Consider the following 26,097-nt stretch of genomic DNA (forward strand, 5'->3'; position numbering starts at 1 on the left):
ATGACCGGATCGATTGTCGTCGTCGGTGCCTCGATGGCCGGACTCCGCACCGCAGAGCAACTGCGCGCCGCGGGTTGGGAAGACGCGATCACGGTCGTCGGCGACGAGCTCCACATGCCGTACAACCGGCCCCCGCTGTCGAAGGAGGCCCTTGCCTTACCGACCGAGGCGACCTTGGACGACTGGCACACCGCGACCGCCTTCCGCCGCAAGCGCAGTATCGCCGACGTCGACTGGATGCTCGGAACAGCTGCGGTCAGCGCGGATCTCGCGGAGCGTGCGGTCGTCCTGGCAGACGGACGGCGGGTGCCGTACGACGGACTCGTGATCGCGACCGGCCTGCGTCCCCGGCGTTTGGCTGTGCCGGGCGCTGACGATCGCCGGTTCGTGATTCGGACGATCGAGGATGCCTGGACGCTTCGCCAGCAACTCAAACCAGGACTGACGATCGGCGTGATCGGCGGCGGGTTCATCGGCTGCGAGGTCGCGGTCGCACTCAGCGGAACGGGCCATCGGGTCGTGGTCGTCGAACCACTGACGACCATCATGGAACGCGCGCTGGGAGAGTCCGTCGGTGCCGCGATCCAGGCCCATCACACCGACAGATCGGCGGTGACGTTCCGAACCGGAGCCCAGGTCGTCGGCATCGAAGAGATCGACGATGCCGTCAGACTCGTGCTCTCGGACGGATCTGCGCTGGAAGTCGATCTGGTCGTCGAGTCGGTCGGAGCGGTGCCGAATTCCGAGTGGCTGGCCGGCAACGATCTCGACCTCACTGACGGGGTCCTGACGGACAATCGGTTGCAGCTTCCCGGACATCCCGAGGTTGTCGCAGTGGGCGATATCGCGCGCTTCGACAATCCCCGATTCGGTTCGCGGTCCAGGCGGGTCGAGCACTGGTGCATTCCCACCGACACCGCCAAACGAGCGGCCCGCAGTCTGGTCGACCACCTCGCAGGGCATTCGCCGTCAGCCGAGACATTCGCTCCGCTGCTCTCGTTCTGGAGTGATCAGGGCGAGTTGCGACTGCAGAGCTTCGGCAGTCCGGCGCTCTCGGAACAGCATCGAATCGCCGAAGGAGATCTGGACGATCTGACCGCCGGGGTGGTCGTCGAATACCTGACCGACGAACGACTCACCGGCGTCCTCCTGATCAACATTCCACCGGCCCGACACGCGGAATTCCGCGAACGGGTCGATCACAGCACCGGGTCGATCACGACCACGCCACAACCTATCGAAGGGGCACGACCATGACAGCGCTCGACAGACAACGTGAACTGAACGCCGACGAGGCCAAGATCCGCGAGATCGAGGAGCAGATCGCACGAGCCGGAGTGGAGTTCCTCTACTACCAGGTCGTGACGGTCTCCGGACGGGTCCTGTCGAAGGTCGTGCCCGCTCGCCACTTGCGCCGCAATCTCGACAAGGGCGTCCTGATGCACCGCACGGCGATCGCCGATCTGCAGGCCAACCGTGCCGGGGAGCTGCTCGGCGGCGGAGCGTCATCGCCTGAATTCAATGCCGTGCCCGATATCGACACCTTCGCGATCCTGCCGTGGGACACGACACTCGGCCGCTTCTTCTGCACGCTGTTCGAACCCGATCATCGGGTCGGCAACGGCGGATCGCCGTTCGGCGCCGACGCGCGCGGCGTCCTGAAACGGACGCACGCTGAGTTCACCGAGGCGACCGGGCTCGTGCTGAAGACCGGCTGTGAGCCGGAGATGACCTGGACCGGCCCCGGCCTGGAGGTCAACGTCCGTCCCGACGCGTCACCGGCCTATCACTTCGAGCAGCTCGAACGGATGCGCCCGATCTACCAGTCGCTGATCCGCTACTCGCAGGCCATGGGCCTCGACATGATCGAGGGCGACTACGAGGACACCGGTCAGCTGGAGCTCAACTGGATGTTCGACAGTGCGGAGCTGACTGCCGACCGGCTCATGACCTACCGGCTGATCTGCAAGCAGGTCGCCCGTGAGCACGGCGTGACGGCCAGCTTCATGCCCAAACCCGCGATGGGCACGATGGGCAATGGCTGCCACCACAATCTGTCGTTGTGGGACGGCGACTCCAATGTGCTGGAGGACGGCTCGTCGGAGCTGCATCTGACTCCGATCGGCCGCGACGCTCTGGCCGGACTGTTGCATCACGCCGCGGGATCGATGATCGTCATGGGGCAGACCGTCAACAGCTACAAGCGCTATTGGGATATCGGCCAGTTCGCGCCCACCAAGATCGACTGGGGCATGGACGACAAGACGTGCACGGTCCGTCTTCCCGCGGTCGGACGGCTGGAGTACAAGCTCCCGGACGCGAGCGTCAACCCGTACTTGTCGCACACCCTGCTGCTGGCCGCGATGCGCGACGGTATCGAGAACAAGTTGCCTCTGGAAGGCACCGAGTTCCCGGCACTCCCGAAGACCCTGGGCGAGGCCATCGACGTGTTCACCGACAACAAGCAGATGCGCACGGCCTTCCCGCCCGAACTGTCCGATCTTCTGATCGACGCGAAGACCGATGAATGGGCCCGCTTCTGCGGCACCGTCACCGACTGGGAGCACATGATGTACTCGGAGGCCATGCCGTGAGCCGGCCACTGACTCTGGTCTGCAGCGATCTGTCGGCCATGCCGTTGTTCGAGCTCGCGGACGCTGACGGCTTCCGCGACGGATACGAGCCCGCGGTCGCGGCCCTGCTCGCCGACGTGCTGGATCGCCCGCTGAAGTGGGAGTTCCGGCAATGGGGCGACATGCTGCCCTCGCTCGCCGATCCCGATATCGACGGGGTGCTGTGCGGTCAGGGGATCTCGCCCTCGCGCTTGGAGGTCGCCGACTTCACCCGCCCGTATGCAATGTTCGACGAATCCGTCCTGGTGAGAGGCGACGATCCGTCGTCGAGTCCGTCCGATCTGGTCGGCCGCAAGGTCGCCGCGATCGACGGCAGCGTCAACCTGACGTTGGCGCAGACCTTCGAAGGTGCCGTCGTGATCCCCTTCGACGGCGGCAGCGATGACGTCTTCGGTGACATGCTCGGGGCACTGGCCGCCGGCGTGGTTGACGCCGTCGTCGACGACGATGTCGCGCTCCTGCCGCTGGACGGTGACGAGCGGTTCAACGTGGCCTTCACGGTGCCGACCCGCAATAAGTGGGGTATCGCGGTCTCTCAACAGCGTCCCGAGATCAGGCGCGAGCTCGACGATGCGCTGACCGACGTCATCGGTTCGGGCGAACTCCAGAAGGTGTGGGAGCGCTGGCTGCCGGGCCTGGACTTCCCGCTGGGTGAGCGGCGGTGACCGGGCGGCGCAAGCTGATCGCGGTGACCGGCATGCGCTCCGAGCACGCCGACGGCCTGCGACGCCGGGCCGTGACGGCGTCGGAGAAGGTTCTCGAGAGCATCTGGCGGTCCGGCGCGGAGCCGGTCATCCTGGCACCTTTGACCGGACGGGACGAAGTCGATCTGTCGTCGTACGGCGGCGTCGTGCTGCCCGGCGGTGGCGATATGGATCCGAGTCTCTACGGCCAGGATCCGCATCCGGCCACGGAGAGAACCGATCTGGTCCACGACCGGATGGACATCGCGGTGGCCCATGAGTGCGTGCGTACGGGGCTGCCGTTGCTCGCGATCTGTCGCGGGATGCAGGTTGTCAACGTCGCGCTGGGTGGCACCTTGATGCAGGATCTTCCGGCGTCCGATGTGCCGCATCGCGAGGGATTCCACGCCGTCGCGCTGGAACCTTCCAGCGGATTGCGCGCCGTGATCGGCAGCGACGAGGTGTCGGTGTCGTCCTATCACCATCAGGCCGTGGCCGAACTCGGCTCGGGTCTGATCGTGACGGGCCGCGCCGCCGACGGCTGCATCGAGGCGCTGGAACATGTGTCGTCCCCGCTGCTGGCTGTGCAGTGGCATCCGGAGGATGACGCGCACGAGACGGCGTATGAGCAGGCGATCTTCGATGCCTTGCTGGTCCCGGAGAATTGGAGCAACAGACTCAGCAACAGGGCAGGAGTGTCGGTGTGAGCGGTTTGGACATCGCGGTTGTCGTACCGCTGAAGATTCCCGGTGTCGGCCCGGAGGTCGACGCCCTGGTCGATCGGTTCACGGTCAGCGCACTGCGGTACCTCACGGCCTTGGGCGTCTCGCCGTTGATCGTGGACGTCTCGAGCGTCGCGCCGGTAGCGATCGAGCGAGTTCTCCGCTGTGACGGGATCGTCCTGCTGGGCGGCGGCGATATCGCGCCGGAACGATATGGCCATCACGACGAGGTGCCGAACTCGTACGGCGTCGATCATGGCGCCGACGAGTACAGCATCGATCTGGTGCGGCGGGCTCGCGAAGCGCAGATCCCGCTGCTCGGGATCTGTCGCGGCTCTCAGCTCATCAACGTCGCGTTCGGCGGGACGTTGATCCCCGACATCACCGATCATCTGCTGCATCGCGGCGTGGCACCCGATCCGACATTCCTCGACGAGACGGTGACGCTGCAGGACGGCACGTGGTTGCAGGAGGCATTCGGTCGCGCCGACCTGGTCGTGCGCAATGGTCACCATCAGGCAGTCGACGCTGTCGCGCCGGGATTTCGGATCGCGGCACTGGCCCACGACGGCATCGTCGAGGGAATCGAGTCGGTGACCGGATGGTGTGTCGGTGTGCAGTGGCACCCCGAGGACGCCGACGGCTCCGAAGACGATGCACGGACGCTATTTGGTGGATTCGTCCGCGAGGTCGCCGATCACGTCCGGCCCGCCGGGGTGTCTCAGTCGAGCTGACACAGCGTCCAGTCGGCCCGTCCGGGGTCGACCGGATGAGTTTTGTCGCCCGGGGTGCGAAACCGCTCCCCGGGCGCGAATTCTGGCGAGTTCGAGGTCACGATCCGCGACTCGCGATTGACCAGGACGCAGGACTGGTCGAGCGGTCCCATGTGACTGAGGAAGATCGGCTCGAGCAGGGAGACCAGTACGTCTGCCCCGGTGATGCCCACGAATGTGCCGTCGTGCACGACCGGCTCGGTGCAGGTGATGACGAAGCGGTCGGCACCCGCGAAGTCGAGGTACGGTCCGACGACGGTACGGGTGCCCTCGTGCGCGTGCGCGAACCAGTCCATCGACTCATAGGCGTAGCTGGTGTTGTCGTCATCTGTCGTGCGGAGCAGTAGCCGGCGCGGCTGGCCGCCATGCTCGCCGGCGGTCCACCATTCCCAGAACCGGTGATGGCCCTCGACGATGTCGATCTCGGCGACGAAGCCGCATCCGCTCAGGTGGGGCTGCTTGTCGAGTGTGTCGGCGATGAGGGGCCGCAGTTTCGCCAGGTCGTCCGGCGTGATGGGGCGATCCTCGACGTCGGCCCAAATGGATTCGACCAGACCTCGCAGGTCGTCGGCCGCCGAGAAGATGTCGTCCAGGGTCGTTTCGATGCGCTGGGCGGCCAGAGCGAGCGCGGGGCCGGAATCGGCAGCGGTCACGAGAACATCCTTAGTCGAAGGTCGATGAGCTGGCGGGTGTTGGCGGTCGCGTGCGACTCAGCGAGCGCCCGGGCGGTGAGACCGTCCTCGGCTCGGATCGCGTCGACTATCGCGCGATGCTCGGCCGCGCACTGTGTCGTCTCGATCGTGGATTCGGGCAGCCATAGAAGGTCAACGTACTCCGCGTGCAGGGCCACGAGTCGGTGCGTCAGCCGCTCCGATTGAGTACTGACGGCGACTTCGATGTGGAACCTGGTGTCGAGGCGGGCGGCGTCGGCCCGGTCGGTGGCCTGCTCGAGCTGGGAGACCAGATCGTGCAGTGTGCCGATGTTCCGTTCGTCGAAACGTTTGGCCGCCAGCATCGCCGTGACCCCGGCGATCGCGAACAGCTCGTCGCCGAGCTCGCGCAGATACGAGGGCGTCATCGACTCGAGTCGTTCGAGTGATTTGGCGGCCGAGACGGCGCCCGACGAACGGATGAAGCTGCCGCCGTTGCGTCCTCGTTTGGTCTCGACAAGCCCCTGCTGGCGCAAGATCAGCAGCGCTGCCCGCAAGGTGACGGTCGAGACGCCCAGTTGGACCGACAGGTCGGTCTCGGACGGAAGCTGCTCGCCGTCGGCGATGAGCCCCATGGCCGCGGCCTCGGCGATCCGTTGAGCCACAGCATCTGCGAGGACACCACCGGCTTGGACCGGGACGAAGAAGGACTCTCCGACCACATTCGGCCACGTCTGCGTCATCGTCCGCCTCTCGCAACACGCTGTCAATACAAAGATTACCGGAAACACTGGACAAGAAGACCTTTGAAAACATAGGTTAACGCAATCACATGTTAACCACGTCACACCGAATGAAAAGGTAGACCATGGATCACCCCGAACAAGTCCACGACTCTGAAGGCGCCCGCCTTGCAGAGCTGGGCTACGAGTCGCAGTTTCGACGTGAGATGAGCCCATGGGCGAACTTCTCGCTCGGCTTCACATACCTCTCACCGGTCGTCGGCATCTACACGCTGTTCGGCATCTCATTGGCGCTCGGGGGACCGCCGATGATCTGGAGTCTTGCGATCGTGGGCGTGGGGCAGCTGCTGGTCGCCTTGGTCTTCGGCGAGATCGTGTCGCAGTATCCCGTCGCGGGCGGTGTCTACCCGTGGGCTCGACGCCTGTGGGGCAAGAAGTGGGCCTGGATGACCGGCTGGGTCTACCTGATCGCATTGCTCGCCACGATCGCAAGCGTCTCGTACGGTGCAGGCCCGTATGTGGCGACGGTCCTGGGGTTCACGCCGTCGATCAACACCACGATCTTGTGTGCGATCGCGACCATCGTGGTGGCGACGTTGATCAACCTGTCGGGCACGAAGGTTCTGGCCAAGGCCGCGATCATCGGCTTCGCGGCCGAGATCGTCGGCGCCCTGATCGTCGGCATCTGGCTCCTGGTCGCCCATCGTGAGCACGGCCTCGGCGTCCTGTTCGACGCATTCGGTGCCGGCAGCTCGGGCTCCTACATGTCGGCCTTCATGGCTGCCGGCCTGATCGGCATCTTCCAGTACTACGGTTTCGAGGCCTGCGGCGATGTGGCCGAAGAAGTCACCGATCCGACCCGCAGCATCCCCAAGGCCATGCGGATGACGATCTACGTCGGTGGCGCTGCGGCGACATTCGTCTGCCTCGCCCTGCTGCTGTCGGTCAAGGACTATGCCGCTGTCATCGCCGGCGACGACCCTGATCCGGTCTCGACGGTGCTGGGTTCTGCCTTCGGCAGCGTCGGATTCAAGCTTGTGATCGTCGTCGTCCTGATCTCGTTCCTGTCGTGCGTGATGTCGCTGCAGGCCGCGGCGAGTCGCCTGACCTATGCCTATGCGCGCGATCACATGATCGCGGGAAGCAAGCTGCTCGGGAAGTTCGACACCGTCCGAGGCATCCCGCCGTATGCGCTGATCCTGGCCGGCGCGGTTCCGGCTCTGATCGCGATCGGTTCGAAGGTCTCCGAGGACGCATTGGTCAAGATCGTCTCGTTCGCCGCTTTCGGTATCTACCTCGGTTTCCAGATGGTCGTGCTCGCGGCGCTTCGTGCCCGTCTGCGCGGTTGGCGACCGTCCGGCGCGTTCACGCTCGGCGTATGGGGTGTCCCGGTCAACGTCGCTGCGCTGACCTACGGCGTTCTCGCGATGACGAACCTCGCTTGGCCGCGGACCCCCGACGAGCCGTGGTTCGACAACTACATCGTGATCCTGTCGGCCGTGGTTGTCGTCGGTGCCGGAATGCTCTACATGGCAGTCACCAAACATCACGACCGCAGTGATGCGGCCGCGGGTGATGCGATGCAGGATCGGCCGAGTCAGCTCGCCGGCTGATCCGCCTCGGCCCGACAGCGGCACCGAATAGCTCTCTTGAGCTGTCGGTGCCGCTGTCATGCCAGGCCGTTGCCGCGCAGGTAGAGCCAGACCTCGGCTGCGACGTCGGGATGATCGAGATCGGCGCCCAGCAGTTCGCGACAGCGTGCGATCCGGTGTCGCAGGGTGTTGCGATGGACGCCGAGATCGCGGGCGGCCGGGTCCCACTGGCCACGGTGGCGCAGATATGCCACGAGGGCGGGCACCAGGTCGGCACGCGTGTAGTCGAGGACTCGGCCGATGCCGTCCTGCAAGGCGTCCGACTCGATCTCGAGCTGACGCGGCGACAGGACGGTTCCGCCCGGTGCGGAGGCAACTGCCGACAACAGGCCGACGCGGACCTCATGCACATTGGTCACCGACACGACATCGGACAGCGTGGCTGCCGCGCCGGGATCGACCCCGAGCAGCAGGGGAGTCAGCGTCTCGACATCGGCCTGTGCGGCCGGCACGACGAACCACGAACGGTTGCCTTCCGACGGCGCTGGGATCGCGGCACGATTCCATTGCAGCACGGCGGTGACGACGTCGGCGGACCGTGAGGATCTGACCGCGAGGATCCGGGCGCTGTCGCCGAAGTCCACGAGCTGCAGCCGTGAGGAGAGCCGGTGGGCCGCCTCGACGAATCCCATGTCGAGCAGCGTTGCGATGGCCTGCAGTTGCGACTGGGCGCCGGCATCGGCGCGCTGATGCTGCACCGCGTTGAGGCTCAGCAAGGCGCTTGCGGTCAGCACCAGGCGCCGGTCGGTCGAGGTCAGCCGAGACGACGATCCGACGGCGATGTAGCCGACTACCCGCTCCTCGAGTGGCAGTGGGAAGACCGCGACCACCTCGTCGCCCAGAGGGAAGGTCGCGGCCGAGTGGATCCCGGCGACTCGAAGGTCCTTGATCTGGTCGGCGACGGCCATGGCGTCGACGATGCGTCCGCTCGGGTACACATGTTGGACCTGTCCGCCGGGGTCGAGGGTCGCGACCCATGCGCCGATCGCGCCGGACAGGCTCTTGAGCGTCTCGGCCACCGGATTGCCTGAGACCACCGCGTTGACGAGCGATCGGTGGGCCGTGATCGCATCGCTGAGCTGTTGCTGCGTGGAGCGCGAGCGCGTGGTCCAGTAGGTCTTGGTGATGGTCAAGAAGGCAGAGTCCGGCGGCACGACCAACAGGCACAGTCCGTACTTGGCGCAACTGTGCGCGAGATTGGCCGGCACCTCGGAGATCGTCGGGCCCAGCCCCAGACCCAGGGCGCTGACCCCGACGCCGAGGAGTCGCGAGACATAGCGGTCACAGCCCATCGCGGAGTCCGGGAGCGACAGGCCCGTCGTCAGCAGGAGCTCGCCACCGCTGAGGTAGGCGCTCGGATCGGACAACTCACTCACGTGCACTGCCGAGACCGGGCTTGAGGGCGCTGAAAACCCTTCGGCGAGCATCAGATCGTCCGGGAGTGCGGCGCAGAGCTCGGCCACGGTGGGAAGATCCATACGGACAGAGTATCCAAGATTCGATACAGATGGATGAATTGACCGAGGAAAACCCATCGGCTGAGCGAGAGGATGGGGCTACTCTGACCGCCGCACCAAGGAGCAACCGCGATGTCGCAACCGACCCAGCAACGGATCATCAAGACGGCCCTTCCGGGTCCACGGTCCGTCGAGCTGCAGGCTACCCGCGACAGCAATCTGGCCGGCGGTCTGGGAAAGACGCTGCCGATCTTCGTCGAGGAGGCCGGCGGCGCGATCATCGTCGACGTAGACGGCAATCACCTGATCGACTTGGCGTCCGGAATCGCGGTCACCAGCGTCGGAGCATCGCATCCCCGCGTCGTGGCACGCATCCAGGAGCAGGCCGAGAAGTTCACCCATACGTGCTTCCTCGTGACGCAGTACGACGTCTTCACCGAGGTCGCGGCCGCCCTCAACCGCATCACGCCGGGTGATCACGCCAAGAAGACCGCGCTGTTCTCCACCGGCGCCGAAGCCGTCGAGAACGCGATCAAGATCGCCCGTGTCGCGACCGGCCGCCAGGCCGTCGTCGTGCTGGGCCACGCGTACCACGGTCGAAGCCTGCTGACGATGTCGATGACCGCCAAGAACGTGCCCTACAAAGAAGGCTTCGGACCGTTCGCGCCCGAGGTCTACCGGGCACCGTCGCCGTACCCGTACCGCTGGACCGGAGGCGCCGACCAGGCTGCCACGGAAGGTTTCGAGGCGCTCCGCGAATTGATCCAGACCCAGATCGGTGCCACGAACGTCGCGGCCATCGTTGTCGAACCCATTCAGGGCGAGGGCGGATTCATCGTCCCGCCGCCGGGCTATCTCGCGATGGTCCAGGAGTTCGCGAAGGCGAACGGCATCGTGTTCGTCGCCGACGAGATCCAGACCGGTATCGGCCGCACCGGCGAGTGGTTCGCATGCGATCACGAGGGCGTCGTGCCCGACCTGATCACAACGGCCAAGGCACTGGGCGGCGGTATGCCGATCTCGGCGGTCACAGGTCGCGCCGAGATCATGGACGCCGTTCCCGCCGGTGGTCTCGGCGGCACGTACGCCGGAAACCCCGTGGCCTGCGCTGCGGCGTTGGGTGCCATCGAAGCCATCGAAGCCGAGGGCCTGATCGAGCGGGCGCGCGCGATCGAAGCGACGGTCATGCCGCGTCTCGGCGCACTCGTGGGCGCTGACTCACCGGTCGGCGAGGTGCGAGGACGCGGCGCGATGATCGCTATCGAGTTCGTCAAGCCTGGCACGACTGATCCGGCGCCCGAGATCGCCAAGGCCGTTGCGGCGCACTGCCACGCCGAAGGTGTTTTGGTGCTGGTCTGCGGAACGTTCGGCAATGTCATCCGGCTCCTGCCCCCGCTGGTCATCGAAGACGAGCTGCTCGAAGACGGTCTGTCGGTTCTCGAAGCAGTCATCAAGGCACAGCGATGAGTGTCGACACCAGCTTCGATCCCCGGACGGGAGCCGTTGCCGCGACGGTCGCGCACACCACGATCGAAGAGCTCGACGCCGCTGTCGCGCGCTCCGTGGTCGCCGCCGATGTGGCCGCCCGCACCTCGCCGGCGGATCGCCGAGTCTGGCTGAATGCCGCGGCCGACGCACTCGAATCCCACCTCGACGAACTGGCCCGCATCGCTGACTGGGAGACCGCGCTGGGTCGTACCCGGCTCGACGGGGAAGTCGCCCGAACCGCCAACCAGATCCGTTTCTACGCCGACGTCGCGGTCGAGGGCAGCTACCTCGGCGCGGTCCGCGACGAGGCGGCACCACACATCGCCCGGGTCCAAGTGCCTCTCGGCCCGGTCGCGGTGTTCGGTGCGAGCAACTTCCCGTTCGCGTTCAGCGTGTTCGGCAATGACACCGCCTCGGCGATCGCGGCGGGTTGCAGTGTCGTGGTCAAGGCGCACCCCGCGCACGTGCAGGTCAGCCAGCGAGTCTTCGAAATCACGCGTGATGCGATGGCTGCCGCCGGAGCCCCGCAGGGAATCCTGGAGATGGTCTACGGCTTCGAGCCGGGTCGCGCGCTCGTGCAGCATCCGGCCATCACGGCGCTGGCGTTCACCGGCTCGCAGTCCGGTGGCATGAGTCTGTGGCGGGCCGCGAATGAGCGGGCCACCGTGATTCCGGTGTTCGCCGAGATGGGCACGGTCAATCCCGTTGTCGTGACACCGACTGCCGGTGCCGATATCGCGACGATCGCGAAGGGCTTCGTGGGCTCGTTCACGCTCGGCAGCGGTCAGTTCTGCACCAAGCCAGGTCTCCTACTCGCTCCGCGTGGCGTGGACGCGACGCGCGTCATCGCCGCAGCGCTGGAGGATGCGTACCCGCAGCCGGTCATGCTCACGCAAGGTATCTCCCAGGCCGTGGAGTCCGGGATCGCTGAACTGCAGGAGGCCGGAGCAACAGTCGTGGCTCAGACCTCGGCGTCAGGCGCAGGTTGGTCAGCACCCGCGACGGTCCTGGCCGCCCCGCTCAATCTGCTCCGCGAAGGCAATCGCGTGCTCGAAGAGTGCTTCGGCGCAGTCGCAGTGGTCGTCGAGTACGACTCGATCGACGAGGCGCTGCTGGCCGTCGACAACCTTCAAGGTGCGCTGGCGGCCAGCGTCATGATCGGCGACGAGGACGCGGATGCGGCCGAGGTACTCGATCGAGTGCAGCGCAAAGTCGGCCGGGTCATCGTCAACGACTGGCCGACGGGTGTCGCATTCACCTGGGCGCAGCAGCACGGCGGCCCCTGGCCGTCGACCTCGAATGCTGCCGCGACGTCGGTGGGCGCGGCCGCGCTCGACCGGTTCGTCCGTCCGGTCGCATTCCAAGGACTCCCGGATCAGCTCTTGCCCCCGGCGCTCCAGAAGGCTAATCCGTGGGCGATCCCCGTGCGTGTCGATGGCGCACTCATCGTGCCGGAGTCGACGTGACCGGTCCGCTCGACGGCATCGTGGTCGCCGACTTCAGTCGGGTACTGGCCGGCCCGTTGGCCACCGCCTCGCTGGCCGATCTCGGCGCGACCGTCATCAAAGTCGAACGGCCGGTCGTCGGTGATGACACCCGTCATTGGGGCCCGCCGTGGACCGCGACGACCAGCGCCTACTTCGAGTGCGCCAACCGCTCGAAGCAGAGTGTCGAACTCGACCTCGCTGTGGCCGAGGATCGACGCATCGCGGTCGAGATCGCCAGCACCGCCGACGTCCTGGTCGAGAACTTCCGGCCGGGTGCGCTGGCAGCCAAGGGTCTGGGATACGAAGCGTTATCGGCCGCGAATCCGGGGCTCGTGTACTGCTCGATCAGCGGTTTCGGCAGCGGCGGAGGCGCACACCTGCCCGGATACGACTTCCTGGTCCAGGCCGTCGGCGGTCTCATGAGCATCACCGGTGAGGCCGACCACGAGCCGACCAAGGTTGGAGTCGCTCTGGTCGACGTCCTGACATCCAAGGACGCGGTCGCCGGAATCCTGGCCGCTCTGTTGGAACGGCAGAAGTCCGGTCTCGGACAGCACGTCGAGGTCAACCTGCTGTCGAGCCTGCTGGCGTCGATGGCCAATCAGGCATCGGCATATCTCGCGACCGGCGTCTCGCCGGGACGGATGGGCAATCAGCATCCGTCGATCGCACCGTACGAGACCTTGCGGTGTGCCGACGGTGCGATGGCAGTGTGCTGTGGCAATGACGGCCAGTTCGCCAAGCTCGCCGACGCCGTGGGATCTCCCCTTCTGGCCGAGGATCCGCGGTTCCGGACGAATGCCGACCGCGTGCAGAACCGGCCCGAACTGGTCGCTCTGCTGGAAGCCGCGCTGACCGCCGAGCCCGTCGCGCATTGGGTCGCTGCCCTCACCGCATGCGGTGTGCCGGCCGGCCCGGTCGGTGACGTCGGATCGGCGTTCGCCCTGGCCGAGGAGCTCGGTCTCGAGCCGCGCGTCTCGGTGGGCGAGGACTTCAACGACCAGGTCGCCCACCCGGTGACGTACTCCAGGACACCTGTCAATCACTACGGGCCACCACCCCTGCTGGGCCAGCACAACGAATCCATACGCGCCACCTACTCCGACAAGACGAGGACTTCATGAGCACCAACAGCAAACGCATCAAGCTCGATCCGCTGGACCTGGCCGGGATCGACGACCTGCTCAGCGTCGAGGAGAAGGCCGTGCGCGACTCGGTCCGCCAGATGTGCCAGGAGCGGATCCAGCCATATGTCGCCGACTGGTTCGAAAACGGAGCGCTCGACGATCCCCGCGGTCTGACCAAGGAACTCGGCACGCTCGGCGTGCTCGGAATGCACCTGGAGGGTTACGGCTGTGCCGGCATGAGCGCGACCGATTATGGCTTGGCGTGCGTCGAGTTGGAGGCCGTCGACTCGGGCATCCGTTCCCTCGTGTCGGTGCAGGGTTCGCTCGCGATGTTCGCGATCTGGAAGTGGGCGTCAGAAGAGGTCAAGCAGCAGTGGCTTCCCGACATGGCGGCCGGTGTGGCGATCGGCTGCTTCGGCCTCACCGAGCCCGATCAGGGCTCCGATCCGGGCAATATGCGCACGGTCGCGCGTCGCGACGGTGGCGACTGGGTCATCAACGGCCGCAAGATGTGGATCACGAACGGCACGATCGCCGACGTCGCCGTCGTGTGGGCGCAGACTGATGAAGGCATCCGTGGCTTCGCGGTTCCTACCGACACCCCCGGTTTCAGCGCTCCAGAGATCAAGCACAAGATGTCGCTGCGCGCTTCGGTCACGAGCGAGCTCGTCCTCGACGACGTCCGGATCCCTGACGCCTACGCCTTCCCCGAGGTCCGCGGTCTGCGCGGTCCGCTGAGCTGCCTCAACGAAGCCCGTTACGGCATCGTGTGGGGCGCGATGGGCGCCGCGCGTTCGTCGCTCCAGGCTGCATTGTCGTACTCGATCGACCGCGAACAGTTCGGCAAGCCGATCGCCGGTTTCCAGCTGACGCAGCAGAAGCTCGCGGACATGAACCTGGAATACACCAAGGGCATGCTGCTCGCGCTCCACCTCGGTCGCCGCAAGGATGCCGGAACGCTGCAGCCCGTGCAGGTCAGCCTCGGCAAGCTCAACAACGTCCGCGAGGCCATCGAGATCTGCCGCACCTCGCGCACGATCCTCGGTGCCAACGGGATCTCGCTGGAATACCCGGTCATCAGGCACATGAACAACCTCGAATCGGTGTTGACGTACGAAGGCACGGTCGAGATGCACACCCTCGTGATCGGCCAGGCCATGACCGGAATCCCGGCGTTCCGATGACCGCGATCCAGGACGCCCCCGCGGCGATGGAAGCGACTCCTCTGGCCGATGCGCTGAGCCAGTTGCGCGAGGCCATCGACGTGCTCGGATATGACCAGAGCATGTACGAACTGCTGTCGCGGCCGCGCCGCGAGATCACCGTCAGCATCCCGCTGCGCCGCGATGACGGCACCGTCGAGGTGCTGACGGGCCACCGGGTGCAGCACAACTTCTCGCGTGGACCGGCCAAGGGCGGTCTGCGCTACAGCCCCGACGTCAACATCGACGAGGTGCGAGCTCTCGCGATGTGGATGACGTGGAAATGTGCCTTGCTCGACGTCCCGTACGGCGGCGCCAAGGGCGGCGTGCGCGTCGACCCGCGCAACTACAGCTCGGCGGAGTTGGAGCGGTTGACCCGGCGCTACACGAGTGAGCTCACTCCGGTGATCGGACCGGAGATGGACATCCCGGCGCCCGATATCGGCACCGACGAGCAGACCATGGCCTGGATCATGGACACCTATTCGGTCAGCCAAGGCCACACGGTCCTCGGTGTCGTCACCGGTAAGCCGATGGCTCTGGGTGGATCACTGGGCCGGGCGACCGCGACGTCGAAGGGCGTCGTCCACGTCGCGCTGGCAGCCATGGCTTCGCGTGGTGTCGAGCCGTCGACCAGCACCGCTGCGGTCCAGGGCTTCGGCAAGGTCGGCCGCGGAGCCGCTCGCCTGCTGCACGACGCGGGTCTCAAGGTTCTGGCCGTCAGTGATCAGTACGGCACGATCCACGCCGGCGACGGGATCGACATCCCGGCACTGGAGGCACACGTCGACGAGCACGGGACGGTCGTCGGCTTCGACGGCGCGGAGCCGCTCACGGCGCCCGATGCCCTGTTGCATCTCGACGTCGATGTCCTGATCCCCGCAGCGGTCGAGGGTGTCATCAATTCCGCGACGGCGCCTGGCATCGTGGCCCGCTTCGTGGTCGAAGGGGCCAATGGTCCGACGACCCCCGAGGCCGACCGGATCCTGGCGGCCAAAGGCACCCTCGTGGTGCCGGACATCTTGGCCAACGCCGGTGGTGTCGTGGTCTCGTACTTCGAATGGGTCCAGGCCAATCAGGCCTACTGGTGGAGCTCGGACGAAGTCGACGAGCGACTGCAGACCCGCATGCTCTCGGCCTGGGAAGCGGTGAGGTTCCATGGGGAGTCCCACGGCCTCACGCTCCGCGCGGCCGCCACGTCGCTTGCGGTCAAGAAGGTCTCCGAAGCGCACCGCGCGCGGGGGCTCTACCCGTAAACCGACGCAGTTTTGCGACGCTTCTTTCCGTATTCCTGATCAAGGAGATGTGACATGACCGGTCCGGCCTATCAAACAGTCAATCCGGCAACGGGCGAGACGGTTCGCCGTTTCGAGACCGCAAGCGACAGCGATATCGAAACGGCTCTGACCTCGGCGCACCAGGCCCAGGCGGCTTGGCGTGCGGTGCCGATCGCCGAGCGGGCCGAGATCGTCAAGCGGGTCGGCGCGCTGTTCGTCGAGCGGGCCGACGACCTGGCCGCTTTGGCGACCCTCGAGATGGGCAAATCGCTCGAAGAGGGTCGGGGCGAGGCCGAGTTCTGCGGCTCGATCCTCGACTACTACGCGACTGAGGGTCCGGGCCTGGCTGCGGACACTGAGATCAAGAGCTTCTCCGGTGGTCGCGCGGTCGTGCAGAAACTGCCGATCGGCGCGCTGCTGGGTGTTATGCCGTGGAACTTCCCGTACTACCAGATCGCTCGGTTCGTGGCGCCCAATCTGATGCTGGGCAACACCGTGATCCTCAAGCACGCCGAGTCGGTGCCTCAGTGCGCCCTGGCCGTCCAGCAGATCATGGACGATGCAGGCGTTCCGGCAGGTGTCTACGTCAACGTGTTCGCATCGCACGAGCAGATCGAGACGATCATCGCTGATCCCCGAATTCAAGGCGTCTCGTTGACCGGATCGGAGCGGGCGGGCGCGATCGTCGGCGCTCTGGCGGGCAAGCATCTGAAGAAGTGCGTGCTGGAGCTCGGCGGATCCGATCCTTATGTCCTGCTCGACACTCCGGACGTCGATGCGGCGGCCGAGACGGCTTGGGGCACCCGGATGTACAACACAGGTCAGGCCTGCAACTCCAACAAGCGGATGATCGTCATGAACGACATCTACGCCGAGTTCGTCGAGTCGCTGACTCAGCGCGCCAAGGAGACGACAACGTTCGCACCGATGTCGTCGCGGGCTGCAGCCGTTGGTTTGGCCGCTCAGGTCGAGGACGCTGTGAGCAAGGGCGCGACCCTGCATGCCGGTGGACAACTGTCGGAGGCTCCCGCCGCTTACTACTCGCCAACCGTGTTGACCGGGATCACCAGGGACATGCGGGCCTATTCAGAAGAGCTGTTCGGGCCGGTCGCGGTGGTCTACTCGGTCGACAGCGACGAGGCGGCACTCAAGCTGGCCAATGACACGGTGTTCGGCCTTGGTGGTGCGGTGTTCAGCTCTGATGAGGACCGGGCTGCACGTCTTGCCACTCAGTTGGAAGTCGGCATGACGAACGTCAACACGCCGGCCGGCGAGGGCCCTGAGATTCCGTTCGGTGGGGTCAAGCGCTCGGGCTTCGGTCGCGAGCTCGGACCGCTCGGAATGGACGAGTTCGTCAACAAGCGGATGTTCTACATCGCGGACTGACGGCGGTGCTCGGCGAGGCGAGTCTCAGATCGCTTGACTTCGTCCGACGGCCGATGACTACTGTGGCGTATGGCTGCCGACACTGACTCCCATGCCGTGGCACTGCGTGATTTCACCCGGCTCTCGGTCGGCTCGGCCGTGTGGCTGGGATTGATCGGGATCGGCGGTGTCGTCTACGCGGCCACCCTTGGCACGAGCCAGAGGGAGCAGGTGCGATTCGTCGGTCTTGCGATCGGGGCAGGCCTCGTGCTCATCTCGCTGGGCTTCCTTGTCGCGCTCGTCGTGGCCTGGCGGCGAGATGTGAGGGCGGTTCCGCTCATCGCCGATGATCGCCCCGAGCGCGCCAGCGGCGGGGCGGCCAGGTTCTACGAAGGCTATGTCTCATGGTGGGCCTTCTTGATTGCGGCGATCCTCGCGGCGTTCGGCTTCGTGTTCGTGCCCTCCGTCGCCGATGGAGCGGTGTGGGGCTGGCTCACCCCGGTGGTGATGGGGTTGGTGGCCATCAGTGTTGGGGTGTTCGTGCAGTGGCGCGGCCATGAGTATGTCGGCGTGCACGCGGAGGGAATCAGGATGATCCGCCGCGGGCGACTCGAGACGGCGTCCTGGTCGCGGGTGCTGTATTTCGAGAGCGGGCAGGTCGGTATCGAGGGCAAGCCCGACCGGGCAGGTGTGAGTGACGAGGTGGAGACGCGTATCAAGGAGTCGTCCATCGCGGCCGGACTCGCCACATTCGAAGAGCGTCTTCTGGCCGGGGAGTCGATCGACCTGGGCGCCGTGACTCTCCAGTCAGCTGTTCTGGTGGTTGAGGGCCACCCCATCAGGTGGGACGAGATCGACTCGGTGACCTACGAGCATGACGGAGAGAACAACTGGACCCATGTCGTGGTGCGTGATCGGCGGCGCCGGCAACGTGGCAAGGTGAAAGATTCGGGCATCGCCAACTTCCCCGTCTTCAAGGAAGCGCTCCGCAAGTACACGGGCCTGCGGGTTTGATCCCGCCGTAGTATGCCGGTGGCAGTGCCGTTGATGTCAAGCCTTGGAGCAACCTGTGGAACATAACGTGATCAACACTCCGGATGCCCCGTGGCCCCCTGTGGGGTGCAGCCAAGCGATCACGTACGGCGGTCTGCTCCACGTGTCGGGCCAACTCCCGATCGACCCAGAGACTGGACGAATGCTGTCCCGACCGCCGAACCCGCTGTTTGGTGGGGGTGAAGAAGCGGTCGGCGCTCAGACGAGACAGTGCTTGAAGAATCTGAACGCCATCTGCCAGACCGCAGGGACCGAGCTGTCCAATGCAATCAAGCTCACGATCTACACGCCCGTGCTGATCGAGTTCGGATCCATCATCGATCTCGCGTATCGCGAATTCTTCATCGACGCTTCCCCCGCGCGCTCGATGATCGGGGTCAATGTGCTGACAGGCAATGCCCTGCTGCAAGTAGACGCGATCGTGTCGCTCAGCTGAGGGCAGAGTTCTCCTACCGAACCTGTCTTACGGTCGCCAGCGGTGGTTGCGTTGCCACAGGGTTGATCCGGGTGGCCGGTATTCGATATGGCCGGCGGTGCTGAGTCTGATCGACCACGGTTCGGAGTGAATGAGCCGGTGGTGGTGTGGGCAGATCAGCAGTCCGTCGTCGAGGGTTGTGGTGGCGCCTTTGGCCCAGTCCATCCGCCAGTGATGGCCTTCGGTCTGTTCCGGTGGCCTGTCACATCCCGGGAAGGTGCACCCGTGGTCGCGGGCGGCTAGCGCTTGTTTCTGGGCTTTGGTGAACAGGCGTTGTTCATGCCCATGATCCAGCGGCAGCGATTTGCCGCCGAATACCTGCGGCACAATCCCCAAATTGCAAGCCATCAGCCGTGCCTGTGAAGCAGAAATCCTGGTGCCGGTCGATAACGTCGCGGCTTTGATGCCGTGGATCAGGGTGTCGAGATCCAAGCGCACCATCAACGTCGCACCCAGCCCACTGCGGCCCGGCAGTAGATGCCCGGGAAGGTGTGAGCACAACTCAGCAAAACCGACACCCATCCGGGTCCGGCCCTTCGAGACGCTCGCTTCGCTCGCTCCTCAGGGACCCGTTCATGTCCCTGGCCGGTGGTTGAGGAGCTGTTGGGGGCACCTCCCGCGAGCGTAGCGAGTGGGGGCGGGACGAGCAGCGTCTCGAAACCACCAGCCAGATCAACCTGATTCGGCCTGCGCGTCAGGGAGTTTGAACCCACCGCTGGTGGTGCCGTCACCATTGGGTTTCATCCAAAACTCCGATGCTTTCCAGGCCCGCTTCTCCTGGGCTTCGAGGTTCTCGTTCTCGTCCTTGTCGACTTCTGGTTCGGGTTTGAACTGGTCAGTGATCCGCTTCGACCTGGACTTCAAGTCTTTGAGGTTGTACTTCGGGGCATCACCGATCAACGCCTCTCCACACGCCTTCTTCTGCTCCTCAGTGGTGCCATCGGGCAGGTCACCGATCGCACCGGCAATGATCCCGGCCTGCTTCTCACCAATCTGCCCATCCGCCAAGGCTTCTTCTGTCGACGGCACGTCTTCGAGCGCCTGGCCCTGTTTGACCATCGCCTCAGCAGACCGCCGGTCACCACCAAAAGAACCAGCCAACATCGCACCCGTCGACGTCGCACCAGACTTCCTCGCCAACCCAGACGCCTCCAACGCCCGCGCCGCAGCCAACTGATGCGCCTTGACCCGCGCTTCAGCCCGCATCAACCGTTCAGCCAGACCACGCACCAACTCCGGCTCCAACCCCGCCCACGCGGCGATCGGCATCCGATCCAAACCGTCCTCGATCGCCACAACCCCACCCGACAACGGGTCAGGCAGCAACGCGAGAACAGCCGACACGGGCAACCTCCAAAAGTGACATTCACACCGCCAACCGGTGCAATATCCACTCTGCCGAGAGGGTCAGACAATCACTTTTCGAGCACCCGAAGTTATCCACATCGACGACACCAGGTCAGGAATTCCGCGAGAGCTGGTCGTGCAGCACGACATAGAGGTTCGCGATGACGGCTGGCGATGACAGCGGCGCTTCGATGATCTCCTCGACGCGCCGCAGCCGGTAGCGCACCGAGTTCGGGTGCAGGAACATCGCAGCTGCGGTGGTCTTGGCGTCCATGCCCGACCCGAAGTAGGCGACAAGCGTCTCCACAAGTTCGGTCTTCTCGAGCAGCTCGCCGAACTGCTGCTCGGCTTTGACGTTGAAAGCCTCGACGCTGCGGCTCGACAAGAGCCAGTTGATGACGTCTGCGTCCTCGAACTTGACGATCATCCCGGGCGATCCGCCGCGTCTCTCCTGCACAGATTTGCCGGCAACTTTGTACGCGACCCGGCGTTGGGCGACCCGCATCGCGCGTACCGCGTCCCGGCGACGGGATCTGGACGCGTGAAGATCGACGAACGGTTCGCTGAGACCGACGTGGAACTGATCGGCGAGCAACCGACACCACTGGTCGAGCATCTCGCTTTCGCCGACCATCCCCGAGACGCCGTATTCATCGACCTCGAGCAGAAGCGGCAAGCCGATGTCATGCGCCAGGCTGACGGCCCGGTCGGTGATGTCGTCGCCGTCGACCCCGCGAAGTGCACGAGGTTCGACGCCAGAGATCGAGGCGGTGACGAATGCGCGAATCTCCTGGCCTCGCTGGAACCTGAACGACCGCATGCGGTCCCACGTGCGGTCTGCGGTTTCCGGCGTGATGCTGCTGCGCAGCGACCGCAGGATCTGGGCGGACTCCGCCACGGACTGAGCAGCCGACAACGTGCGCACGCCCCGGATGGCACCGAGGAGACGCTGGGTGGAATCCAGGACGTGTTCGCCGATTTCGTCGAGCACTTCTTCGCGGCGCGAACCCAGTGCGATCCAGTAGCCGACGCCGCGCAAGACGGTAGGTCGTGCGACGACGTGCCAGCGGCCGACCGTGAATCGCAGCTGGGCGGACGGCGTGGATTTGATCGAGCTCCAGATCAACATCGCCGGTCCGTCTCCGGTCGAGGCGACGACGGAACCTGACTCCTCGTAGAGGATCGCGGTGCCCTTGATGAGCCTGCCCATGCGCCTGACGAGTGACTGGATCGGCTGATCGTCGGCGAGCGCAGTGATGAGATCTGTCTGCACCTGAAGGTTCTGCTTCAGCTGCGAGGCCTCGGCCGACATGACGGAGTGGTTGACGGCGCGCTCGACGGCCAGGAACGGCACATCGGCGTCGATCGAGATCAGCGCGACCCCGAAGTCGGCTGCGGCCTTGATCAGTCCGTGCGGGACGGTGTCGAAGTGCACGCCCACACCGAAGAGCAGGGCGGGGACGCCTCGGCGGTCAAGACCAGCCATCAGCTCGGCCTGTGCCGCGCTGGAATCAGCGACTCCGACGAATCGCATGCCGGTCGTCAACATGACCCAGCCGGGCTCCAACCACGCGCCGGGTTGGTCGATCTCGATCGTGTGCGCACCGAGCACTTCGGCGTCGAGATCGCCCTCGACGACAACCTTCAGACCCAGAGTGCGATTGTCGACCAAGTCACGGACTCGTAGCTTTCGCTCTGCTTGCACTCCCATACTCTGTCCAACTTTTGGACATTTCACAACAAACTAAGTGCTGGTTGTCACTCAGTGACAATGACTGGGCCAGATCTAGCGAGCATCGTGGCATGTGATCACTGCCACATAGGCAGCCCCAGTTGGTAGGAGGAACACCGTGCCTGGACTCAGAGTCGCCGTCGATGTCGGAGGAACATTCACCGACGTCTGCATTTTCGACGAGGACACACATCAGGTCCGCGTCACCAAAGTGCCGTCGACACCGGACGACCCCATGCTTGCCGTCATCGCCGGCGTCGAGCGCGCCGAGATCGACCTTTCGGACGTGACGCTGTTCTCGCACGGCACGACCGTCGCGACGAATGCGCTCATCACCCGCCGCTTCCCGAAAGCCGCGCTCGTGACGACCCGCGGGTTCCGCGACGTCATCGAGATCCGCGATGGAACCAAGGACGACCTCTGGGATGCGTACTCCGATGTCTCCAAGCCGTACATCCGTCGGCGTGACCGTTTCGAGGTCACCGAGCGGGTCGATGCCGCCGGGCGCGTCATCACTCCGCTCGACGAGGACGAAGCCCGCCGGGTCGCAGAGCTCCTGGCCCGCCGAGGCGTCACGACCGTCGCGGTCTGCTTCGTGAACTCGTACGCCAATCCGTCGCAGGAACTCCGCATGGCCGAGATCCTCGCCGAAATCCTGCCCGAGGCAAGCGTCTCGACGTCGGCGCAGATCCTGCCCGAGATCTTCGAGTACGACCGCTTCAACACGACCGTCGCGAACGCCGTGCTGGCGCCCCTGGTCACCGGATACGTCAACCGGCTCGAGAAGAAGCTCGCCGACGACGGCTACCGGGGAGACCTCCTCCTGCTGCACTCCGGCGGCGGCTCGATGACGCCCCGCATGGTCGGCACGTACCCCGTCCGTCTGGCGGCCTCCGGTATCGCCGCCGGCGCGATCGCGGCCAAGCACGTTGCCGCCCAGTGTGGTTACTCCAATGCCATCGGCCTCGACATGGGCGGTACCAGCACCGACATCTGCCTGGTCCACGACGGCGAACTGCGGATGACCAAGGAATGGTCTGTCGAATACGGCTACCCGATCATCTTCCCCAGCATCGAGGTGCTCACGATCGGCGCCGGCGGCGGCTCGCTGGCCTGGATCGACGAGGCCGGATCGCTGCGCAACGGCCCCCAGTCGGCCGGCGCGAGTCCCGGACCTGCCTGTTATGGCGGCGGCGGCGATCAGCCGACCAACACCGACGCGAATGTCGTCCTCGGTCGTCTCGGCACCGCACTCGCCGGTGGAGCCAAGCAGCTCGAACCCGTACTGGCCGAGAAGTCGTTCCAGCAGGTCACCCAGCCTCTCGGCCTGGAATTGGCGGAAGCGGCTGGTGCCGTGGTCAAGGTGGCGAACGCCAATATGGCCGACGCGGTTCGCCTCGTGTCGATCCGTCGCGGCTACGACCCGCGCGACTTCGCGCTTGTCGCATTCGGCGGTGCCGGAGCTCTCCATGGAGCCGAGGTGGCCCGTGAACTCAACATCCCGACCGTCATCGTGCCGCCGAACCCCGGTGTCACGTCTGCGCTGGGCTGCCTGCTCGTCGACATCCGCCACGACCTCTCGGCGATGTTCTCGTGCCTGGCCGCCGAGGCGGACGAAGCCGAGTTCGAGTCGACCTTCCTCGACCTCGAACGCGAAGCCTCCCAGCGTCTCGACCAAGAAGGCGTCCAGCCGGGTGACGCGCTCCTGCAGCGCAATGCCTCCATGCGTTACCGCGGGCAGTGGCGTTCCTTAGTCGTCGAGGTCGGCACCGGTGAGGGCGCGCTCGCCGCGGCCGTCGCACGTTTCCACGAGGAGCACGAGCGCGAGTTCGCGTTCCGCCGCGATGACACTCCGGTCGAGATCTATCAGCTCGGACTCCAGGCCATCGGCGTGACGCCGAAGCCGGCGTTCGCCGTCCAGGAAGCCAGCGAGAAGGAGCCGCCGGCACCGAAGACGACCCGTCAGGTCTGGTTCCCCGAGACCGAATGGGTTGCCACGCCCGTCTACCAGCGCGAGGAACTGCCGGCCGGTACCCAGATCGCCGGTCCCGCGATCCTCGACCAGTTCGACTCCACCACCGTCGTGCCGCCGTCGACTCATGCCGAGATCGACGAGTGGCTCAACATCCGCATCCACCTGAAGGAGGCCTGATGAGCACCCAGCTCGACACCCTCGCCAACCGCCGCACCCTGGATCCCGTCACGTTCGAGGTCCTGAAGAACGCCTTCACGACCTCGGTCGACCTGATGAGCGAGCAGATCCTGCGTACCTGCTACTCGTTCGTGATCTACTGCCGCGACTTCTCATCGGCGCTCTGCGATGCAGAAGGCAACACCGTCATGCAGGGCAGCCAGGACATCGCCGTCCACGTCGGCACGCTGCACTTCCAGTGCAAGGCCGTCATCGAGTACTTCGGCGACGAGATCAATCCCGGCGATGTCTTCGCGATCAACGATCCGTATCGCGGCGGAACCCACTTCAACGACATCAGCTTCATCCGTCCGATCTTCGTGGACGACACGATCATCGGCTTCGCGCAGAACAAGGGACACTGGGCCGATGTCGGCGGAACGGTCCCCGGCTCGTTCGACGTCAACGCGAAGGAGCACTTCGGCGAGGGCCTGCGCATCCCGCCGTTGAAGATCTGGGACCGGGGCGTCTTCCGTCACGACGTCGCACAGTTCATCGTCGAGAACACCCGCTCGCCGTTGGTCGGCCTCGGTGACCTGCACGCCCAGTCGGAGGCGACGGCGGTGTGCGAGCGCGAGCTCTTCCGCCTCGTCGAGAAGTACGGCAAGGACACGATCGTCCAGGCCATGGCCGAGGTGCAGGATTACGTCGAGGACATCATGCGGCACCGTCTCTCGGAGCTGCCGGACGGAACCTGGGAGGCCGTCGACTACCTCGACGCCGATCCGGGCGCCGAAGAAGCCCTGGTGCCGATCAAGGTCTCGATGACGATCAAGGGTGACACCGTCACCTACGACCTGGCAGGCAGCGCGCCCGCCGTCGAGACCTTCCTCAACAGCGGGTACGGAGCGACGTACTCGGCGCTCTACGCCGGGACGAAGACGTTCTTCCCGGACATCCCGCTCAACTCCGGCTTCTACCGCGCGGTGCTCGGTGAGCTCGGCCCCGAGGGGACCGTCGTCAACGCCGGCTGGCCCATCGCGGTGACCGGTTTCTGCTCCGGTGCGTACGAGAAGCTCATGAGCTCGATCATCGAGATCTGGTCGGGAATCGTGCCGGAACGGGCCATGGCCTGTTCGTTCAACCTCGAGTACCTGCTGGTCGGCGGACGTGACGGTCGAGAGGAGAGTCGTCCGTACTTCATGTGGTACGACTGGATGGCCGGCGGATGGGGTGGCCGAAGCACCAAGGACGGCTCGAATGCGACCGCGCCGGTGTTCGGCCCGGGACTCGCGGTCCAGCCGTTGGAAGGGCAGGAACGTCTCTGTCCCGTGCTGACCACGACCCACAGCATCCGTCCAGATTCGGGTGGTCCCGGAGAGTTCCGTGGCGGGTGCGGCGTCGAAAAGGGCGGTCTGCTGACCGACGCCGAGAAGACCGTGATGTCGTACTGCTGCGACCGTGCGCGGTCGATCACCTGGGGTATCGAAGGCGGTCTGCCGTCGATCCCGCACGGTGTGTGGCTCAACAAGGACACCGAGAACGAGCGGTTCCTCGGCAGCGTGTTCTCGAACGTCGCGATCGAGTCGGGCGACAGCTTCACCCGGCCCAGCGCCGGCGGCGGCGGTCACGGCGATCCGCTCAAGCGCGAGGTCGACCTCGTCCTCGACGACGTCATCGACGGCTACGTCTCGCTGAACCGCGCCGCGAAGGACTACGGCGTCGTCATCAAGGCGATCGATCCGGAACTGGATCTGTACGAGGTCGACGAGGCCGCGACCCGCAGCCTGCGCTCCGACATCTCAGAGGCGCGCGTCGGTTGGTTGGACGAAGACCCCGTCGCCCTCGCTGAGCGTTACCGCGCCGGTGAGATCGACATGCTCGACATGATCCGTCGCTACGGCGTCATCGTCGACTGGGGCACGGGTGAGCTGCTGCCCACCACGACCGGACAGTTCCGCGAGAGCTTCAAGCGCCGCGCGCTCGCCGGCTGGTCGTGATCTAGACGGAGGTGGTCCGTCGCTGCGAGGCGGCGGACCGGTTCCGTGACCGTTGGTATCGCGCCGATGCGTGATGCCGGGTGGGGTTCGGTGTTGCACC

22 protein-coding genes are annotated in these 26,097 nt (G+C 65.5%); 16 read left to right on the forward strand and 6 right to left on the reverse strand.

Features of this window, described 5'->3' with window-relative positions; all coding sequences use genetic code 11:
- The 5 genes from ACXJKC_RS02430 to ACXJKC_RS02450 are packed head-to-tail and all read left to right on the forward strand — an operon-like array spanning window position 1 to window position 4,772.
- The gene (locus tag ACXJKC_RS02430) at window positions 1-1,257 is read left to right on the forward strand and encodes an NAD(P)/FAD-dependent oxidoreductase (RefSeq protein ID WP_456695081.1); all 1,257 of its coding nucleotides are present in this window, start codon (window positions 1-3) and stop codon (window positions 1,255-1,257) included.
- The gene (locus tag ACXJKC_RS02435; RefSeq protein ID WP_456695082.1) at window positions 1,254-2,594 is read left to right on the forward strand and encodes a glutamine synthetase family protein; all 1,341 of its coding nucleotides are present in this window, start codon (window positions 1,254-1,256) and stop codon (window positions 2,592-2,594) included. Before ACXJKC_RS02430 ends, ACXJKC_RS02435 begins: the two co-directional genes overlap by 4 nt.
- On the forward strand, window positions 2,591-3,298 hold the full coding sequence (locus ACXJKC_RS02440) for a substrate-binding periplasmic protein (RefSeq protein WP_456695083.1): 708 nt from the start codon (window positions 2,591-2,593) through the stop codon (window positions 3,296-3,298). Before ACXJKC_RS02435 ends, ACXJKC_RS02440 begins: the two co-directional genes overlap by 4 nt.
- A complete protein-coding gene (locus tag ACXJKC_RS02445; RefSeq protein WP_456695084.1) occupies window positions 3,295-4,023 on the forward strand; it encodes a gamma-glutamyl-gamma-aminobutyrate hydrolase family protein in 729 nt (242 codons plus the stop codon). The genes ACXJKC_RS02440 and ACXJKC_RS02445 overlap by 4 nt, the downstream gene beginning before the upstream one ends.
- On the forward strand, window positions 4,020-4,772 hold the full coding sequence (locus ACXJKC_RS02450) for a gamma-glutamyl-gamma-aminobutyrate hydrolase family protein (RefSeq protein WP_456695085.1): 753 nt from the start codon (window positions 4,020-4,022) through the stop codon (window positions 4,770-4,772). The genes ACXJKC_RS02445 and ACXJKC_RS02450 overlap by 4 nt, the downstream gene beginning before the upstream one ends.
- Here the strand turns inward: ACXJKC_RS02450 and ACXJKC_RS02455 are convergent.
- The gene (locus tag ACXJKC_RS02455) at window positions 4,760-5,464 is read right to left on the reverse strand and encodes a cache domain-containing protein (protein ID WP_456695086.1); all 705 of its coding nucleotides are present in this window, start codon (window positions 5,462-5,464) and stop codon (window positions 4,760-4,762) included. The two genes, ACXJKC_RS02450 and ACXJKC_RS02455, sit on opposite strands and share 13 nt — an antisense overlap.
- Window positions 5,461-6,204: a FadR/GntR family transcriptional regulator gene (locus ACXJKC_RS02460; protein WP_456695087.1), complete on the reverse strand. Its 744-nt coding sequence runs from the start codon at window positions 6,202-6,204 to the stop codon at window positions 5,461-5,463. Before ACXJKC_RS02460 ends, ACXJKC_RS02455 begins: the two co-directional genes overlap by 4 nt.
- Window positions 6,205-6,329: 125 nt before the next feature.
- Between ACXJKC_RS02460 and ACXJKC_RS02465 the strand changes: the two genes are divergently transcribed.
- Window positions 6,330-7,817, forward strand: coding sequence for an APC family permease (locus tag ACXJKC_RS02465; RefSeq protein WP_456695088.1), 1,488 nt, complete (start codon window positions 6,330-6,332; stop codon window positions 7,815-7,817).
- Between the two features lie 56 nt (window positions 7,818-7,873).
- Here ACXJKC_RS02465 and ACXJKC_RS02470 read toward each other — a convergent pair whose 3' ends face one another.
- The gene (locus tag ACXJKC_RS02470) at window positions 7,874-9,334 is read right to left on the reverse strand and encodes a PucR family transcriptional regulator (RefSeq protein ID WP_456695089.1); all 1,461 of its coding nucleotides are present in this window, start codon (window positions 9,332-9,334) and stop codon (window positions 7,874-7,876) included.
- A gap of 111 nt (window positions 9,335-9,445) precedes the next feature.
- Here ACXJKC_RS02470 and gabT point away from each other — a divergent pair, with 111 nt between their 5' ends.
- From gabT to ACXJKC_RS02510, 8 genes are all read left to right on the forward strand, one after another.
- Window positions 9,446-10,780, forward strand: coding sequence for a 4-aminobutyrate--2-oxoglutarate transaminase (gabT, locus tag ACXJKC_RS02475; protein WP_456695090.1), 1,335 nt, complete (start codon window positions 9,446-9,448; stop codon window positions 10,778-10,780).
- Complete coding sequence (locus tag ACXJKC_RS02480) at window positions 10,777-12,267, forward strand: aldehyde dehydrogenase family protein (protein ID WP_456695091.1); 1,491 nt, start codon at window positions 10,777-10,779, stop codon at window positions 12,265-12,267. Before gabT ends, ACXJKC_RS02480 begins: the two co-directional genes overlap by 4 nt.
- The gene (locus ACXJKC_RS02485; RefSeq protein WP_456695092.1) at window positions 12,264-13,412 is read left to right on the forward strand and encodes a CaiB/BaiF CoA transferase family protein; all 1,149 of its coding nucleotides are present in this window, start codon (window positions 12,264-12,266) and stop codon (window positions 13,410-13,412) included. The genes ACXJKC_RS02480 and ACXJKC_RS02485 overlap by 4 nt, the downstream gene beginning before the upstream one ends.
- Complete coding sequence (locus ACXJKC_RS02490) at window positions 13,409-14,599, forward strand: acyl-CoA dehydrogenase family protein (protein ID WP_456695093.1); 1,191 nt, start codon at window positions 13,409-13,411, stop codon at window positions 14,597-14,599. The genes ACXJKC_RS02485 and ACXJKC_RS02490 overlap by 4 nt, the downstream gene beginning before the upstream one ends.
- Window positions 14,596-15,873: a Glu/Leu/Phe/Val family dehydrogenase gene (locus tag ACXJKC_RS02495; RefSeq protein WP_456695094.1), complete on the forward strand. Its 1,278-nt coding sequence runs from the start codon at window positions 14,596-14,598 to the stop codon at window positions 15,871-15,873. Before ACXJKC_RS02490 ends, ACXJKC_RS02495 begins: the two co-directional genes overlap by 4 nt.
- A gap of 54 nt (window positions 15,874-15,927) precedes the next feature.
- Window positions 15,928-17,280, forward strand: coding sequence for an NAD-dependent succinate-semialdehyde dehydrogenase (locus ACXJKC_RS02500; RefSeq protein ID WP_456695095.1), 1,353 nt, complete (start codon window positions 15,928-15,930; stop codon window positions 17,278-17,280).
- A gap of 69 nt (window positions 17,281-17,349) precedes the next feature.
- Window positions 17,350-18,273 carry a hypothetical protein gene (locus ACXJKC_RS02505; protein ID WP_456695096.1) on the forward strand — a complete coding sequence of 308 codons (924 nt, stop codon included), beginning with the start codon at window positions 17,350-17,352 and terminating at the stop codon, window positions 18,271-18,273.
- A gap of 67 nt (window positions 18,274-18,340) precedes the next feature.
- Window positions 18,341-18,748, forward strand: coding sequence for a RidA family protein (locus tag ACXJKC_RS02510; protein WP_456695591.1), 408 nt, complete (start codon window positions 18,341-18,343; stop codon window positions 18,746-18,748).
- Between the two features lie 27 nt (window positions 18,749-18,775).
- On the opposite strand, the gene ACXJKC_RS02515 is transcribed toward ACXJKC_RS02510, so the two are convergent.
- From ACXJKC_RS02515 to ACXJKC_RS02525, 3 genes are all read right to left on the reverse strand, one after another.
- Entirely contained in the window at window positions 18,776-19,309 is a 534-nt protein-coding gene (locus ACXJKC_RS02515) for a DUF222 domain-containing protein (RefSeq protein WP_456695097.1), read from the reverse strand.
- A gap of 150 nt (window positions 19,310-19,459) precedes the next feature.
- On the reverse strand, window positions 19,460-20,131 hold the full coding sequence (locus tag ACXJKC_RS02520; protein WP_456695098.1) for a DUF222 domain-containing protein: 672 nt from the start codon (window positions 20,129-20,131) through the stop codon (window positions 19,460-19,462).
- 115 nt (window positions 20,132-20,246) lie between these two features.
- The gene (locus ACXJKC_RS02525) at window positions 20,247-21,839 is read right to left on the reverse strand and encodes a PucR family transcriptional regulator (protein ID WP_456695099.1); all 1,593 of its coding nucleotides are present in this window, start codon (window positions 21,837-21,839) and stop codon (window positions 20,247-20,249) included.
- Between the two features lie 145 nt (window positions 21,840-21,984).
- Between ACXJKC_RS02525 and ACXJKC_RS02530 the strand changes: the two genes are divergently transcribed.
- On the forward strand, window positions 21,985-24,018 hold the full coding sequence (locus ACXJKC_RS02530; RefSeq protein ID WP_456695100.1) for a hydantoinase/oxoprolinase family protein: 2,034 nt from the start codon (window positions 21,985-21,987) through the stop codon (window positions 24,016-24,018).
- Window positions 24,018-25,997, forward strand: a complete 1,980-nt coding sequence (locus ACXJKC_RS02535) for a hydantoinase B/oxoprolinase family protein (protein WP_456695101.1) — start codon at window positions 24,018-24,020, stop codon at window positions 25,995-25,997. Before ACXJKC_RS02530 ends, ACXJKC_RS02535 begins: the two co-directional genes overlap by 1 nt.
- The last annotated feature ends 100 nt before the right edge of the window (window positions 25,998-26,097 follow it).

The sequence above is a fragment of the Aeromicrobium sp. P5_D10 genome, from assembly GCF_054049535.1.

Coding starts and splice junctions, on each gene's coding strand:
- ACXJKC_RS02430 (WP_456695081.1), top strand. CDS start 1: ATGACCGGATCGATTGTCGTCGTCGGTGCCTCGATGGCCGGACTCCGC.
- ACXJKC_RS02435 (WP_456695082.1), top strand. CDS start 1,254: ATGACAGCGCTCGACAGACAACGTGAACTGAACGCCGACGAGGCCAAG.
- ACXJKC_RS02460 (WP_456695087.1), bottom strand. CDS start 6,204: ATGACGCAGACGTGGCCGAATGTGGTCGGAGAGTCCTTCTTCGTCCCG.
- ACXJKC_RS02465 (WP_456695088.1), top strand. CDS start 6,330: ATGGATCACCCCGAACAAGTCCACGACTCTGAAGGCGCCCGCCTTGCA.
- ACXJKC_RS02470 (WP_456695089.1), bottom strand. CDS start 9,334: ATGGATCTTCCCACCGTGGCCGAGCTCTGCGCCGCACTCCCGGACGAT.
- gabT (WP_456695090.1), top strand. CDS start 9,446: ATGTCGCAACCGACCCAGCAACGGATCATCAAGACGGCCCTTCCGGGT.
- ACXJKC_RS02480 (WP_456695091.1), top strand. CDS start 10,777: ATGAGTGTCGACACCAGCTTCGATCCCCGGACGGGAGCCGTTGCCGCG.
- ACXJKC_RS02490 (WP_456695093.1), top strand. CDS start 13,409: ATGAGCACCAACAGCAAACGCATCAAGCTCGATCCGCTGGACCTGGCC.
- ACXJKC_RS02495 (WP_456695094.1), top strand. CDS start 14,596: ATGACCGCGATCCAGGACGCCCCCGCGGCGATGGAAGCGACTCCTCTG.
- ACXJKC_RS02500 (WP_456695095.1), top strand. CDS start 15,928: ATGACCGGTCCGGCCTATCAAACAGTCAATCCGGCAACGGGCGAGACG.
- ACXJKC_RS02505 (WP_456695096.1), top strand. CDS start 17,350: ATGGCTGCCGACACTGACTCCCATGCCGTGGCACTGCGTGATTTCACC.
- ACXJKC_RS02515 (WP_456695097.1), bottom strand. CDS start 19,309: ATGGGTGTCGGTTTTGCTGAGTTGTGCTCACACCTTCCCGGGCATCTA.
- ACXJKC_RS02535 (WP_456695101.1), top strand. CDS start 24,018: ATGAGCACCCAGCTCGACACCCTCGCCAACCGCCGCACCCTGGATCCC.